Origin of the sequence: Mycobacterium sp. E3298 (assembly GCF_001666895.1) — a bacterium.
Classification (GTDB): Bacteria; Actinomycetota; Actinomycetes; order Mycobacteriales; family Mycobacteriaceae; genus Mycobacterium.
This window is the reverse complement of record NZ_LZJB01000569.1, coordinates 17,222-31,475: the sequence shown is the minus strand read 5'-3', so window position 1 is coordinate 31,475 and position 14,254 is coordinate 17,222. Positions and strand designations below refer to the sequence as shown.

Here is a 14,254-nt window from a genome sequence, read left to right as displayed (position 1 = left end):
CACTTTGCGTCGCCGAACCCCGCCTCCCGCCGGGCGAAATATGTCAAGATGATTGACATGGTTCAGGCCGAAGATGCCCCGCTTGGTTACCTGCTCTACCGGGTGGCCAGTTTGCTGCGACCGGAGGTTTCCGCGGTGTTGGGCCCGCTGGGCCTGACGCTGCCCGAATTCGTCTGCCTACGAATGCTTTCCATCCTTCCGGGGATGTCGAGCGCCGAATTGTCTCGGCAGGCCGGCGTCACACCGCAGGCGATGAACACGGTGCTGCGCAAGCTGGAAGACATTGGCGCCGTGGCGCGCCCGACGTCGGTGTCCAGCGGCCGCGCGCTGCCCGCCACGCTCACCGGCCAGGGCCGCGCCCTGCTCAAACGCGCCGAAGGCGCGGTGCGGACCGCCGACGCCCGCATCCTGGCCAAGCTGACCGAGAGTCAGCAGCGCGAGTTCAAACGAATGCTCGACAAGCTCGGTTCCGACTGACCGGCGACTAAGCGGCTTGGATCCGGGCCCACGGCCGCGCCTCTTCGAGTTCGTGGGCCAGCTCGAGCAGTAGCGCCTCCTGGCCGATGTCGGCCGAGAACATCATGCCCACCGGCATGCCTTCGTCGGACTGGGCCAACGGAAGCGAGATCGCCGGCTCACCGGTGACGTTCTGCAGCGGGGTGAACGAGACCCAGTCGATCAGTCGCTCGATTACCTGGTGGTAATCGGTGGGTGCCAGATATCCGATGCGGGGCGTCTCGTCGGCGAGCGTCGGGGTCAGCACGACGTCGTAGGTGCCGAAGAATCTTGCGGTGCGCCTACGGATTCGGCGCAGGCGCATGATCGCCAGCGGCAGTCGGTGCATGTTGCGGGCGGTGTGGCGCTCCAGACCGAGGGTCAGGCTGTCCAGCCTGCTGCGGTCGAAGGTCGCGCCGAACATCCGGCGCCCCGTGCGGACCTGGGCCAGCGCCAGGAATCCCCAGTACAACACGAAGTCGTCGACAAAACTGGCCGGCACCGGGGGCTCTTCGAGGTATTCGACGCGGTGGCCGAGCTCCTCGAGAAGACCGGACGACTTCAGCGTGAGCTCGCGCACCTGCGGGCTGCAGTCCCGTTGCACCGAGCGGGTCAGCACGGCGATTCGCAGCCGCTGCCTGCCGGGACCGGTGACATCCCCGATCGGCGCCAGTTTCGGATTACGCCAGATGCGTTCGGCCTCCCGGTAGAACGCCGCGGTGTCGCGCACCGATCGAGTGACCACACCGTTGGCGACGATGCCCACCGGCATCCGGCGCAGGTGCGGGTCCAGCGGCAGCCGCCCACGCGACGGCTTCAGCCCGACGAGGCCGTTGCAGGCGGCGGGGATGCGGATGGATCCGCCTCCGTCATTGGCGTGGGCCATCGGCACCACGCCGGCGGCGACGAATGCCCCAGAGCCCGACGACGATGCGCCGGCACTGAAGTCGGTGTTCCACGGGTTGCGGACCGGCCCCAGCCGGGGGTGCTCGGCGGACGCGCTGAAACCGAATTCCGACAGCTGCGTTTTTCCCACGGGTGCCAGCCCGGTGGCCAGGAACAGCCGGGTGAACTCGCCGTCGGAGGTGGCATTCCACGGCGTCCACGCGTCGGTGCCGTGCATCGTCGGCTGGCCGGCGATGTCGACGTTGTCCTTGAGGAACGTCGGGACCCCGCTGAAGAAGCCGTCGGCAGGGCTGCCCGACGCGCTGTCCCTGGCCTGTTGAAAGGCCGCATACGCCAAACCGTTGAGCACCGGATCGACGGCCTCGGTGCGGGCGATCGCCGCCTCGACGACCTCCGCCCTGCTGACCCAGCCGGCCTGTATCGCGTGGGCGAGGCCGACCGCGTCGAGATCACCGAGGGCGTCGTCGCCGAACGCATGGACGTGTCGCATGAATCGACGCTAGCCCGCCTTCGCGCGGGACTTAGGCCTGGCCCACTTCGAAGCGCACGAACCGCGTCACCGTCACGCCGGCCTCGTCGAGCAGGGCCTTGACCGTCTTCTTGCTGTCGGACACCGACGGCTGCTCCAGCAGCACCGCGTCCTTGAAGAAACCGTTCAGCCGGCCTTCGACGATCTTGGGCAGCGCCTGCTCCGGCTTGCCCTCCGCCTTGGCCGTCTCCTCGGCGATACGGCGCTCGCTGGCCACGACGTCTTCAGGAACGTCCTCGCGGGACAGGAAGCGCGCCTTGAGGGCGGCGATCTGCAGCGCGACCGAGTGCGCGGCCTCGGAATCCGAGCCCTGGTACTCGACCAGGACGCCGACGGCGGGGGGCAAGTCGGCCGCCCGCTTGTGCAGGTAGGCCTCGACCGTCCCGTCGAAGTACGCGACGCGACGCAGCTCGAGCTTCTCGCCGATCTTCGCCGACAAGTCGGCGATGGCCTGCTCGACCGTGGAGTCGCCGGCCTTGGCGGCCTTCAGCGCGTCGACGTCGGTGGCCTTGGACTGGGCCGCGGCCGCGACGATGTCGTCGGCGAGCTTCTGGAACTCTGCGTTCTTGGCGACGAAGTCCGTCTCCGAGTTCAACTCGATCAGCGCGCCGCCCTGGGCGGCGACCAGGCCCTCGGCCGTGGCGCGTTCGGCGCGCTTGCCGACGTCCTTGGCGCCCTTGATGCGCAACGCTTCGACGGCCTTGTCGAAGTCGCCGTCGCTCTCGGCCAGCGCGTTCTTGCAGTCGAGCATGCCGGCGCCGGTGAGCTCACGAAGCTTCTTGACGTCGGCGGCGGTGAAGTTGGCCATGTCAGCCTTCCTATGAAGGGTCTGGTGTCGATTCGGGTGCGCCCGCAGCGGCGTCGGTGGGGGCGCTGGCAGCGGCGGAGGCCAGCAGTTCCTGCTCCCATTCGGGCAGCGGCTCGGCGGCCTCCGCCTCGGGCTTGCCGTCGCCGCGGCCGACCCCGGCGCGGGCCTGCAGGCCCTCGGCGACCGCGGAGGCGATCACCTTGGTCAGCAGCGCGGCCGAGCGGATGGCGTCGTCGTTGCCCGGGATCGGGTAGTCGACCTCGTCGGGGTCGCAGTTGGTGTCCAGGATCGCGATGACCGGGATGCCGAGCTTGCGGGCCTCGCCGACCGCGATGTGCTCCTTGTTGGTGTCGACGACCCAGATCGCCGACGGCACCTTGGCCATGTCGCGAATACCGCCGAGGCTGCGCTCCAGCTTGTTCTTCTCCCGGGTCAGCATCAAGATTTCCTTCTTGGTGCGGCCCTCGAAGCCACCGGTCTGCTCCATCGCCTCGAGCTCCTTGAGGCGCTGCAGCCGCTTGTGCACGGTGGAGAAGTTGGTGAGCATGCCGCCCAGCCAGCGCTGGTTCACGTACGGCATGCCGACGCGGGTGGCCTCGGCCGCAACCGATTCCTGCGCCTGCTTCTTGGTGCCGACGAACAGGACGGTGCCGCCGTGGGCGACGGTCTCCTTGACGAACTCGTACGCCTTATCGATGAAGGTCAGCGTCTGCTGCAGGTCGATGATGTAGATGCCGTTGCGGTCGGTGAAGATGAACCGCTTCATCTTGGGATTCCAGCGACGGGTCTGGTGCCCGAAGTGGGTGCCGCTGTCGAGCAGCTGCTTCATGGTTACGACGGCCATGCGTGTGCCTTACGTGTGTCGGTTGTCGCCCGGCATCGGGTGAAGCCGGGCCCTGGCGCCTGCTGCGATGCCGGACCTCGCCAGGAAACCCTGGCGGGGACCGCCCGGCACGCGGTGCGAACTCCTAGTGGAACGGGAGACGCGGGGCGGACGCGCGAAGTCAGCCCGCGAACGAGCTGCGACCAGCAGTTTACACGGACTCAGCTGGTGGTTTTGCACAGCACCGGCCGCACCTGAGTGGCGACGGCGCCGGTGGCCCACTCAACTGAGCCGATGCGACGGGTTTGGTGGCTGTTGGCGTGGCTGACGGTGCTCGGCGCGGCGCCGGCGGGTGCGGACGACGCCCGCCTGGACTGGCCGCTGCGCCCGCCGCCCGCCGTGGCCCGGGGGTTCGACGCCCCGTCCCCGGACTGGCGGCCGGGGCATCGGGGGGTGGACCTGCCCGGCGTCCCTGGTCAGCCGGTGTACGCGGCGGGCACCGCCACGGTGGTGTTCGCCGGTCAGCTGGCGGGGCGCCCGGTGGTGTCGCTGGCCCACCCCGGCGGGCTGCGCACCAGCTACGAGCCGGTCCGGGCGGCGGTGCGGGTCGGCCAGCCGGTGACGGCCCGGACCGTGATCGGCTCGCTCGAGCCCGGGCATGCCGGCTGCCGGGCGGCGGCCTGCCTGCACTGGGGCGCGATGTGGGGCCCGGCGTCCGGCGCCCATTACGTCGATCCGCTGGGCCTGGTGAAATCGACGCCGATCCGGCTCAAGCCGCTGCGGGGCTGAGCGTGCGGGCCGTGCCCCCAGCCACACCCGTCTCCGGCCGGAGGGCGGACCCTCGTGCCTCGGGGCTTCCCGGCGCCGGGGCGGAAGTGACGCCCGGGAATCGCCGGCTCACGCCCGCGGGTGGGCCTGATCGTGCACCGCCCGCAACCGGGAGACGGCGACGTGGGTGTAGAGCTGGGTCGTCGCCAGGCTGGAATGGCCGAGTAGCTCCTGCACGACCCGCAGGTCGGCCCCACCTTCCAGCAGATGCGTCGCCGCGCTGTGCCGCAGCCCGTGCGGGCCCAGGTCGGGGGCGCCGTCCACCGCGGCGACCGTCTGGTGCACCACCGTGCGGGCCTGGCGCACGTCGAGCCGGCGGCCCCGCGCGCCCAGCAACAGCGCCGGACCGGACTCAGCGGTCACCAGGGCCGGGCGGCCCTCGTCGAGCCAGGCGCGCAGCGCCTCGGCGGCCGGCATCCCGAACGGCACGGTGCGCTGCTTGTTGCCCTTGCCGAGCACCCGCACCAGCCGATAACCGGTGTCCACGTCGTCGATGTCCAGGCCGCACAGCTCGCTCACCCGAATCCCGGTGGCGTACAACATCTCGACGATCAACCGGTCCCGCAACGCCATCGGATCACCTTGTTGGGCACCCGATTTCGCGGCGGCCATCGCGTCGAGCGCCTGATCTTGGCGCAGCACCGCCGGCAGCGTGCGGTGCGCCTTGGGCACCTGCAGCCGCGCCGCCGGGTCCCCGGCCAACAGGCCACGCCGCGCGGCCCACGCGGTGAACGCCTTGACCGCCGACGTGCGACGGGCCAGCGTCGTGCGCGCCGCTCCCGCCGTGGCCGAGGCGGACAGCCAGGAGCGCAGGAGCGGCAGGCTCAGCCCGTCCAGCGCGGCGCCGCGGCTCTCGAGGAACGTCAGCAGCGAGCGCAGGTCACCGAGGTAGGCCCGGCGGGTGTGCGCCGAGCGGCCGCATTGCAGCGACAGGTATTCGTCGAATTCCTCGAGGATGGCCTCCACGCCTGCAACGTTCGCAGGAGCCGGGGACCCGGTTCAGTCGACGCGCCGAAGCGTGTCCGGGGTGAGATCTTTCAGTGTCGGATAGCCGTCGACCGCCATGATCAGGTCCGCTTCGGCCAGCAGCGAACGCAGCACGTGGACGACGCCGTCGACGCCGCCCAATGCCAGGCCGTACGCGTACGGCCTGCCGATCCCCACCGCGGTCGCGCCCAGCGCCAGCGCCTTGACGATGTCGGCGCCGCTGCGGATGCCCGAGTCGAACAGCACCGGCAGCCCGTCGGCCGCCTCGATCACCCCGGGCAGGCAGTCCAGCGCCGGCAGGCCGCCGTTGGCCTGGCGTCCGCCGTGCGTCGAGCAATAAATACCGTCGACGCCGCCGTCCCTGGCGCGTCGGGCGTCGTCGGGATGGCAGATGCCCTTGACGATGAGCGGCAGCTTGGTCAGCGACCGCAGCCAGGGCAGGTCGGCCCACGTCAACGGATTGCCGAAGGTCGTAATCCACTGCAGCACAGTGGCCTGCGGGTCTTCCTCGGGCGGGCGTGCCAGGCCGGCGCGAAAGACCGGGTCGCTGGTGTAGTTGGCCAAGCAGTGCCCGCGCAATTGCGGAAAATTCGCCGTGCTGAGGTCGCGCGGACGCCAGCCGGGAACCCAGGTGTCCAGCGTGACGATGATGCCCCGGTAGCCGGCGGCCTCGGCCCGCTGCACCAGGCTCGCGGCGAGCTCGCGGTTCTTGGGCGTGTACAGCTGGAAAAAGCCGGGCGTGTCGCCGAACTGGGCGGCGACGTCTTCCAGTGGGTCGGCGGTCAGGGTGGAAACGACCATCGGGACACCGGTGGCCGCCGCGGCGCGCGCGGTGGCCAGGTCGCCATGGCCGTCTTGAGCGCAGATGCCGATGACGCCGATCGGGGCCATGAACACCGGCGACGGCAGCGTCAGGCCGAACATCTCGACCGACAGGTCACGCTCGGCGGCGCCGACGAACATCCGCGGCATCAAGCCCCGGCGGTCGAATGCCTCGCGATTGGCCCGTTGGGTGCGCTCGTCGCCGGCGCCACCCGTGACGTAGGACCACACCGACGGCGACATCGCCCGTTCCGCCCGGGCCTCCAGCTCCGCGAAGGCCATCGGCAGCGCGGGCGCGACCCCGCCCAGACCCTGGAAGTAGATCTCGTTCTGGTAATCGCCGAAATGCGCCATGGAAGTAGAGGATGCCAGCCGGCGATCGGACCGACGAACCCGCTACGAAGCCCCGGCCTCGGCCTCGGCCAGTTCCTTCTTCCATTGCCGGAAGGTCTCTTCGGTGCGGCCGCGCCGCCAGTAGCCCGAGATGGACGACGCCCACTTCGCGTCAACGCCGCGCTCCTTGCGGATGTAGGGCCGCAGATTGTGCATGACGCTTTGCGCCTCGCCGTGGACGAACACGTGCACCCGCCCGGGCAGCCACGGCGTGGTGGTGACGGCCTCGATCAGCGGGGCGTGGTCGCCTGCGCGGTCCTCGGGGACCAGGTCGGCCCGGCCGCCGCGATAAACCCAATGCACCTCGACGCCTTCCGGCGCCGTCAGGGGAATCTCGTCTTCCTGGCCCGCCACCTCGATGAACGCCTTGCCGACGGCGCTGGGTGGCAGCGCTTCCAGGGCGACGGCGATCGCCGGCAGCGCCGATTCGTCACCGGCCAGCAGATGCCAATCGGCGGCCGGATCGGGGGTGTAGGCACCGCCGGGACCCATCAGGAAGATCCGCTGGCCGGGCTGCGCCGCGGCCGCCCACTGGCCCGCGATCCCGTGCTCGCCGTGCGTGACGATGTTCAACGTGAGCTGACCGGCGGCGCTGTCGACGCGGCGGACCGTCATGGTCCGAACCGACGGCCGCTTCTCGGGCGGCAGGCCGGCGAAGCTGTCGAGGGTCAACGGCTGCGGCAAGTCCGCGACGTCGACGTCGTCGGCGACGAACGCCAGCTTGACGTAGGAGTCGGTGAATTTGCTGGGCACGAAGGCGTCGAAGTCCTTGCTGCCCAGCACGACCGCGACCATGTGCGGTGTGAGCTCCTTGGTATCGACAACCTCGAAGCGTTGCAGAGGTCGACCCGCCACTTGTCCTCCTGTCCCCGCCCGACCCCCGTCGACTATACGAGCCGCGGCGTCGACGCAGCTCGGCCGCTCGAGGCCCGGGGAAGTCGCCACTTGCCCTCCTGACGACACACCAACCCGGCCAGCTCGAGCATGGCCAGCGGCCCCAACACCCGCTCGGGCGCCAGCCCCGACGCAATCGCAAGCTGTTCGACGGTTGCGGCGCCGCGGCCCGGCAGCGCCTCGTACACCCGGCGTTCGCCGTCACTCAGCCCGTCGAGCTCGGTCGCCGGGCGCGGTTCCTCGGCGGCCAGCTCCCCGATGCGGCCGATGAGCTCGACGATGTGGTCGGCCCGGGTGACCAGCTCGGCGCCGTCGCGCAGCAGCGCGTGGCAGCCGGCCGACGCCGACGACGTCACGGGCCCGGGCACCGCCGCGACCACCCGCCCCAGCGCCCGCGCCCACGCGGCGGTGTTGGCCGCTCCGCTGCGCAGCCCCGCTTCGACCACCACCGCGGCCCCCGCGACGGCGGCCACCAGTCGGTTGCGGGTCAGGAATCGGTGGCGCGCGGGCCGAACGCCCGGCGGGTATTCGGTGAAGAGCAACCCGTGTTGGCCCACGCGATGCAGCAACGTGGTGTGGCCGCTCGGATACGGGATGTCGAGTCCCCCGGCGAGGACGGCCACGGTGACGCCGTCAGCATTGAGCACCGCCCGGTGCGCGGCCCCGTCGATGCCGTAGGCGCCGCCGGAGACGACGGCCACCTCGCGTTGCACCAGCCCGACCGCCAAGTCCTCGGCGACCTGCTCGCCATATGCCGTCGCGGCCCGGGTGCCCACCACGGCGGCAGCCCTGTGCGCCACCTCGTCGAGCCGGATCGGACCTTGCGCCCACAACACCATCGGGGCCGCGCCGCGCGCTCTGCCCGAGGCGCCGCCGAACGCGGCAAATGCCAGCAGCGGCCACTCGTCGTCGTCGGGCGTGATCAACCGTCCCCCGCGGCGGGCGAGCAGCTCGAGGTCGGCCGCGGCGCAGTCGATTTCGCGCCTCGCCTCCGTGTGCCGCGCTAGATCGTCGTCGACCACGCCGCGGCGCACCCGGTCGGCCGCCTCTACCGGGCCGACGGACCGCACCAGGGTGGCCAGCCCGGCACAGGGCGGCTCGGCCACCCTGGACAGGTACGCCCAGGCGCGCAGCGCCGGATCGTCGACCGCCGTCAGCATTGGGGCGCTGCGGCTTCCAAGAATCCGCCAAGGATTCGTTTAGCCCCATACGCGAATGTGTTGTCGTCGACCCCCATTCGCCATCGCGCGGCCGGCAACGAACGGAGCAAACAATGATCGTCTGCTCGCCGACCCAGCTCGCGGCGCCCGCTCGCCCGGTAAACCCTTGGGCGATCGCGGCGTTCGCGCTGAGCCTGGTCAGCTGGTGCGGCCTGCCCATCCCGATCCTGAGCGGCGTCCTCGCGTTCGTCGCGCTGCGTGACATGGAACAGCGCGGCGAGCGCGGCCGCGCGATGGCGCAGTTCGCCCGGGCGTTCGCCATCCTGGTGACCGTCGCGATAGCGGTCCGCGGCGGGCACAACGACTGGCTGACCAAGGCGTACTGGTGATTTGCGGTCGGCGCTCATCGCTGCGCCCCCGGCTGACGGAAGCTGAGCGCGGCGGCGACCTCCTCGGGCCCGGGCGATACCCCGCCGGCGAGATCGGTCAGGCTCCACGCGACCCGCAGCGTCCGGTCCAGGCCCCGGATGCTGAGCGCACCACGGTCCAGGGCCTTCTGCAGCGGAGTCATCGCCGCGTTGCCGGGGCGGAACTTTCGGCGCAACAGCGCCCCGCTCACTTCGGCGTTGGTCCGAAATCCATACGGTGACCACCGCTGGGCCGCGGCCGCGCGGGCCTGGGCCACCCGGAGCCGAACCTGTGCCGTCGATTCGGCTTCGCCGCCGGAGAACGCGCCCGCGCGCACCGAGTGCATCTGCACCCGCAGGTCCACCCGGTCGAGCAGTGGACCGGACAGCTTGCCGAGGTAGCGGCGCTTGGCCGCGGCCGCACAGATGCAGTCCTGCGGATCGGCGGGTGCGCAGGGGCACAGGTTGGCCGCCAGCACCAGCTGAAACCGCGCGGGGTAGCAGGCGACACCGTCGCGCCGCGCGAGACGAATCTCCCCATCCTCCAAGGGAGTTCGCAAGGCTTCCAGCGCGCTGACACTGATCTCTGCGCATTCGTCCAGGAAGAGCACACCGCGATGCGCGCGGCTGACGGCGCCGGGGCGCGCCATGCCCGAGCCGCCGCCGACGAGCGCCGCGACGCTGGAGCTGTGATGCGGCGCCACGAACGGCGGCGCGGTGATCAGCGGCGTCTCCCCCGACAGCAGCCCGGCCACCGAATGGATCGCGGTGACCTCGAGCGACTCGCTCTCCGAGAGCGGCGGCAGCAGACCCGGGAGCCGCTGGGCCAGCATGGTTTTGCCGACGCCCGGCGGCCCGGTGAGCATGAGGTGGTGCGACCCGGCGGCCGCCACCTCCACCGCGAACCGCGCCTGGGTCTGCCCGACCACATCGGCCAGATCCACCGAGGGTTCCGGCGGGGTGGCCGTCGTGGTGATGCGGTGGTGCAGGGCGATGGACCCGGCGAGCCATTTCTGCAGCTGCCGCAACGTCCGCACGCCCCAGACGTCGATGCCGTCGACAAGGCTGGCCTCGGCCAGGTTGTCGACCGGGACGACGACGGCAGGCCAGCCGTCGCGCTTGGCGGCCAACACCGCCGGCAGCACACCGCGCACGGGGCGCACCCGGCCGTCCAGCGACAACTCGCCCAGCAGCACCGTCTTCTCGAGGCGGTCCCACGGGTTCTTTCGCTGCGCCGACAGGACGGCCGCGGCCAGGGCAATGTCGTAGACCGACCCCATTTTGGGCAGCGTCGCCGGCGAGAGCGCGAGCGTGAGCCGCGCCATCGGCCAGTCGTTGCCGCAGTTGGTGACCGCGGCCCTGACCCGGTCACGGGATTCCTGCAGTGCGGCGTCGGGCAGACCCACCAGATGAACGCCCGGCAGTCCGGAGGTGATGTCGGCTTCGATTTCCACGATCTGTCCATCCACTCCGCGGACGGCGACCGAGAACGCGCGGCCGAGCGCCATCAGCCGATCCCTTGCAGATGGGTGATTTCGGGCGTCCGCCGGCGCCCGATCCGCACCCGGATCACGTCGATGCGCAGCGCCGCCCAGCGCGTGTCCTGGCCCGCCAGCCACAGCCCGGCCAGGCGGCGCAGCCGACGGACCTTTCGCTCGGTGACCGCGTACGCCAGCCCGCCGTAGCCGTCGCCGGTACGGGTCTTCACCTCGACGAACACCACAGTGCGGGTGGCGTCGTCGCAGGCGATGACGTCTAGTTCGCCGTAGCGGCAACGCCAGTTGCGTTGCAGAACACGCAATCCCGCCCTCGCCAGATGGTCAACCGCGAGCGCCTCACCGAGCGCTCCGAGCTGGATCCGGGTCATCGTCGTTTCGGTCGTCATGCCGGCAACTGTGCGGGCCGGCCCCGACACGGCGGGCCACTGCGGCGCGTGTGAGCCGTCCACGCGGCCGGTTATCCCCAGTGCCGCGCTCATCCACAGTCGGCCGACACCGTCTAGCCGATGCGATCGGCCCTGGTGTAGATGTTCATCGAGTCCTCGCGCAGGAAGGCGACCAATGTGATGCCCGACTCCTCGGCCAACGACACGGCCAGCGACGACGGCGCCGACACGGCGGCCAGCACCGGAATCCCGGCCAGCACCGCTTTTTGCGTCAACTCGAAGGAGGCCCGCCCACTGACCAGCAGGACCGAGCCGGCCAGCGGCACTCGCCGCTGCTCCAGCGCCCAGCCGATGACCTTGTCCACGGCGTTGTGCCTGCCGACGTCCTCGCGCACCGCGAACATCGTCCCGTCGACCCCGAACAGCGCGGCCGCGTGCAGCCCGCCGGTGCTGTCGAAAACCTTTTGCGCGGAACGGAGTTGGCCCGGCATCGCTTCAAGTGTGGCCGCCGCGACAGTCGCCGGATCCGCCCCGGGGGCGAAACGACCGATCACCCGCACCGCATCCAGCGACGCCTTGCCGCACACTCCGCACGAGGAGGTGGTGTAGAAGTTTCGGGTCACGTCGAGGGTGGGTGCCGCGACGCCGGCGGCCAAGGTCACGTCCAGGACGTTGTAGGTGTTCGTGCCGTCGACGGCACCGCCGCAATAGCGGATGCTCTGCACGTCGTCGCGGCCGGCGATGATGCCCTCGGTGAGCAGAAAGCCTTGAGCCAATTCGAAATCCGCCCCCGGCGTGCGCATGGTCACGGTGACCGCCGCGCCGTTCACCCGGATCTCGAGCGGCTCCTCGACGACCAGCGTCTCCGGCCGGGTGATCGCTTCGCCGGCAGCCAGGTGCGTCACCCTCCGGCGCGCAGTTACGTGCCGCACGAGGCGATTTCACCGTCGGCGGGTATTGCGGCGGAGCGCTGAGAACTCACGCAGCAAAACTACCCCGGCCTCATAGCGCCGAGGCCAGCGCGGTCAGGGTTTCCGCCGAGGTGTGGACCGGCCGCCAGCCGAGTTGGGTGCGCGCCTTCGTGGTGTCCATGACCATCGACGTGCGCGCGGTGTGGAGCCATTCCAGCATGGACGGGACGAGCGGCACCCGCGAAAGCGCCGCCGACGCCGCGGAGGCTGCGACGGCGGGAACCCGGACCGGGCGCCCACCCAGCGCCCTGGCCACGTCGGCGACCGTGACGACACCGTCGCCGGCGATGTTGTACGCCCCGGGGGGCGCCGGCGTGGTGGCCGCCAACGCGATCGCGCTCGCGACGTCGTCGTGGTGCACCAGCTGCAGCGGGTAGCCCGGGTCCGGGACGACCGGCTTCAAAATCGGCACCGCCTTGACCACTGCGCGCATCGGGCCGGGCAGTTGGTTCCACGGCATCGCATCGGCCAGGGCGGTGGCGTTGGGGCCGGCGACGATGCACGGCCGCAACACGAAGACCTCCAGCGGCGAGTCCTTGGTGATCTCGCCGAGCAGGGCCTCGCACGCCGCCTTCTGCTCGGAGTAATAGTGCTCTTCGGACCCCCGCGCCGGCACGTCCTCGGTCAGCGGGTCGGGGTTGTCGCGGTGATATCCATAGGCCGCCACCGAGGACGTGTACACCAGGCGCCTGGGCCGCTCGCTGGCGACCGTCGCCTCGAACACGTTGCGGGTGCCCTGCAGGTTGATGCGGGCGCTCTCTTCCCGCGATCCCATGATGATGAAGGCCAGGTGGATCACCACGTCGGTCTGGGCCACCAGGGCGTCGACGGCCTCGCGGTCCAGGATGTCGCCCTGCTGGTAGGTGGTCTTCTGCCAGCCGCGCGAAGACGGGTCGAACGGGCGGCGGGCCATCCCGATGATGGCGTCCACGGCCGGTTCGCGCTCCAGCGCCGTCACCGCCGACATCCCGATCTCGCCGGTCGGCCCGGTCACCGCGACGGTAATTCCCACCCCAACGCTTTTTCCCGTCGGTGGCCCGCCGAAACCAGGGGTGGGAAACGTCACCCAGACCATCTCGCCCGGTGGCGCAAATCGTGAGCGCCGGACGCGCGGGTACCCGTATTGTCGGCGAACGATTCTGGCGGTCCGCGCACCGGCGGGCCGGGCGCGTGCAATTCGTCGCAATCGCGCCGAACAGCGTGTGAGGCGCGCCCGCAAGACCGATAATCTACGGCGATCGAACGCGGGGTCAGAGTGCATTGCACAGGGAATGAGGCACACATGGGGGACGAATCGACGGCCGCAGGCCGACCGACGCCCGGCGGGGAGAAGGCCGACCCCGGGACCGTCTTCGCCGCGCTGGCCGAGATCATCTACCAGGGCTCGGACGCCGGTCAGATGTACGCGGCCATCTGCGTCGCCGCCACCCTGATCGTCCCCGGTTGCGATCACGCCAGCCTCTTGGTGCGCGACGGCGACAGCTATGTCACCGTCGGCGCGAGCGACCGGTTGGCCCAGCAGGTCGACGAGCTGGAACGGCGTTCGGGCGACGGGCCGTGCATCGACGCGATCGAGGAGGAAACCCCACAGATCGACCCGGACCTCAGGACGCCGTCGCTGTGGCCCAAGCTGGCGAAGGTGCTGTTGGCGGAGACCCCGGTGCGCGGGGCGATGGGTTTTCGGCTGCTGGTGGACAAACGCAAAGCGGCCGCGCTGAACCTCTTCAGCGACACCGCAGGTGTGTTCGACTCCGAGGCGGCCGGGCGTGCGGCGGTGCTCGCCTCGTTCGCCAGCGTGGCCATCAACGCGGTCGCCAAGGGTGAGGACGCGAGCAGCCTGCGCCGGGGACTGCTGAGCAACCGCGAGATCGGCAAGGCGGTCGGCATGCTGATGCTGCTGCACGACATGACCGAGGACCAGGCGTTCGAACTGCTGCGCCGCCATTCCCAGTCGCTGAACATCAAGCTGGCCGACGTGGCGCGGGTCGTCATCGAGAGGCGCGGCCAGCTGCCGCCCCCGGAAGAAGGCTAGGCCCGGCTACTCGGGCAGCCGCAGCTCGGGCTTTTCCACCTCTTCGATGTTGACGTCCTTGAACGTCACCACCCGTACCTGCTTGACGAACCGGGCCGGCCGGTACATGTCCCACACCCAGGCGTCGGACAGCCGGAGTTCGAAATACACCTCGCCGTCGGCGTTGCGCGGCACCATCTCGACGCTGTTGGCCAGGTAGAACCGCCGCTCGGTTTCCACGACGTAGCTGAACTGTCCGACGATGTCTTTGTATTCGCGGTATAGCGAGAGCTCCATCTCGGTTTCGTACTTTTCGAGATCCTCGGCACTCATCT

15 protein-coding genes and 1 pseudogene are annotated in these 14,254 nt (G+C 70.4%); 4 read left to right on the top strand and 12 right to left on the bottom strand.

Features of this window, described 5'->3' with window-relative positions:
• Window positions 1-57 precede the first annotated feature (57 nt).
• Window positions 58-477 carry a MarR family winged helix-turn-helix transcriptional regulator gene (locus A9X05_RS25995; RefSeq protein WP_067748121.1) on the top strand — a complete coding sequence of 140 codons (420 nt, stop codon included), beginning with the start codon at window positions 58-60 and terminating at the stop codon, window positions 475-477.
• Between the two features lie 7 nt (window positions 478-484).
• Here A9X05_RS25995 and A9X05_RS25990 read toward each other — a convergent pair whose 3' ends face one another.
• The 3 genes from A9X05_RS25990 to rpsB are packed head-to-tail and all read right to left on the bottom strand — an operon-like array spanning window position 485 to window position 3,582.
• Window positions 485-1,891 carry an amidase gene (locus A9X05_RS25990; protein ID WP_067748123.1) on the bottom strand — a complete coding sequence of 469 codons (1,407 nt, stop codon included), beginning with the start codon at window positions 1,889-1,891 and terminating at the stop codon, window positions 485-487.
• A 31-nt stretch (window positions 1,892-1,922) separates the two neighbouring features.
• Window positions 1,923-2,738, bottom strand: a complete 816-nt coding sequence (gene tsf / locus A9X05_RS25985; protein WP_067748125.1) for a translation elongation factor Ts — start codon at window positions 2,736-2,738, stop codon at window positions 1,923-1,925.
• A 10-nt stretch (window positions 2,739-2,748) separates the two neighbouring features.
• On the bottom strand, window positions 2,749-3,582 hold the full coding sequence (gene rpsB / locus A9X05_RS25980) for a 30S ribosomal protein S2 (RefSeq protein ID WP_067748127.1): 834 nt from the start codon (window positions 3,580-3,582) through the stop codon (window positions 2,749-2,751).
• A 291-nt stretch (window positions 3,583-3,873) separates the two neighbouring features.
• Between rpsB and A9X05_RS25975 the strand changes: the two are divergent.
• Window positions 3,874-4,350 (top strand): annotated as a pseudogene (locus A9X05_RS25975) (M23 family metallopeptidase); the annotation flags it as partial.
• A gap of 108 nt (window positions 4,351-4,458) precedes the next feature.
• Here A9X05_RS25975 and A9X05_RS25970 read toward each other — a convergent pair.
• The 4 genes from A9X05_RS25970 to dprA are packed head-to-tail and all read right to left on the bottom strand — an operon-like array spanning window position 4,459 to window position 8,645.
• Window positions 4,459-5,355, bottom strand: coding sequence for a tyrosine recombinase XerC (locus A9X05_RS25970; protein ID WP_067748132.1), 897 nt, complete (start codon window positions 5,353-5,355; stop codon window positions 4,459-4,461).
• Window positions 5,356-5,388: 33 nt separating this feature from the next.
• Window positions 5,389-6,552 (bottom strand): lactate 2-monooxygenase, encoded by a 1,164-nt coding sequence (locus tag A9X05_RS25965; RefSeq protein WP_067748134.1) that lies wholly within the window; start codon window positions 6,550-6,552, stop codon window positions 5,389-5,391.
• Between the two features lie 42 nt (window positions 6,553-6,594).
• A complete protein-coding gene (locus tag A9X05_RS25960; RefSeq protein WP_067748136.1) occupies window positions 6,595-7,446 on the bottom strand; it encodes a siderophore-interacting protein in 852 nt (283 codons plus the stop codon).
• 32 nt (window positions 7,447-7,478) lie between these two features.
• Window positions 7,479-8,645, bottom strand: coding sequence for a DNA-processing protein DprA (gene dprA / locus A9X05_RS25955; protein WP_067748139.1), 1,167 nt, complete (start codon window positions 8,643-8,645; stop codon window positions 7,479-7,481).
• A gap of 113 nt (window positions 8,646-8,758) precedes the next feature.
• Here dprA and A9X05_RS25950 point away from each other — a divergent pair, with 113 nt between their 5' ends.
• Window positions 8,759-9,034: a DUF4190 domain-containing protein gene (locus tag A9X05_RS25950; RefSeq protein WP_067748141.1), complete on the top strand. Its 276-nt coding sequence runs from the start codon at window positions 8,759-8,761 to the stop codon at window positions 9,032-9,034.
• Window positions 9,035-9,048: 14 nt separating this feature from the next.
• Here the strand turns inward: A9X05_RS25950 and A9X05_RS25945 are convergent, their stop codons facing one another.
• The 4 genes from A9X05_RS25945 to A9X05_RS25930 form a co-directional block, all read right to left on the bottom strand.
• Window positions 9,049-10,560 (bottom strand): YifB family Mg chelatase-like AAA ATPase, encoded by a 1,512-nt coding sequence (locus A9X05_RS25945; RefSeq protein ID WP_067748143.1) that lies wholly within the window; start codon window positions 10,558-10,560, stop codon window positions 9,049-9,051.
• Window positions 10,560-10,937, bottom strand: coding sequence for a YraN family protein (locus A9X05_RS25940; RefSeq protein ID WP_067748206.1), 378 nt, complete (start codon window positions 10,935-10,937; stop codon window positions 10,560-10,562). Before A9X05_RS25940 ends, A9X05_RS25945 begins: the two co-directional genes overlap by 1 nt.
• A 113-nt stretch (window positions 10,938-11,050) precedes the next feature.
• Entirely contained in the window at window positions 11,051-11,869 is an 819-nt protein-coding gene (gene fdhD, locus A9X05_RS25935; RefSeq protein WP_067748145.1) for a formate dehydrogenase accessory sulfurtransferase FdhD, read from the bottom strand.
• Between the two features lie 70 nt (window positions 11,870-11,939).
• The gene (locus tag A9X05_RS25930) at window positions 11,940-12,920 is read right to left on the bottom strand and encodes an SDR family oxidoreductase (protein WP_067748147.1); all 981 of its coding nucleotides are present in this window, start codon (window positions 12,918-12,920) and stop codon (window positions 11,940-11,942) included.
• A 270-nt stretch (window positions 12,921-13,190) separates the two neighbouring features.
• Between A9X05_RS25930 and A9X05_RS25925 the strand changes: the two genes are divergently transcribed.
• Entirely contained in the window at window positions 13,191-13,940 is a 750-nt protein-coding gene (locus tag A9X05_RS25925; protein ID WP_067785015.1) for a GAF and ANTAR domain-containing protein, read from the top strand.
• Window positions 13,941-13,946: 6 nt separating this feature from the next.
• On the opposite strand, the gene A9X05_RS25920 is transcribed toward A9X05_RS25925, so the two are convergent.
• Window positions 13,947-14,252: a DUF2469 domain-containing protein gene (locus A9X05_RS25920; RefSeq protein ID WP_007171389.1), complete on the bottom strand. Its 306-nt coding sequence runs from the start codon at window positions 14,250-14,252 to the stop codon at window positions 13,947-13,949.
• Window positions 14,253-14,254: the final 2 nt, after the last annotated feature.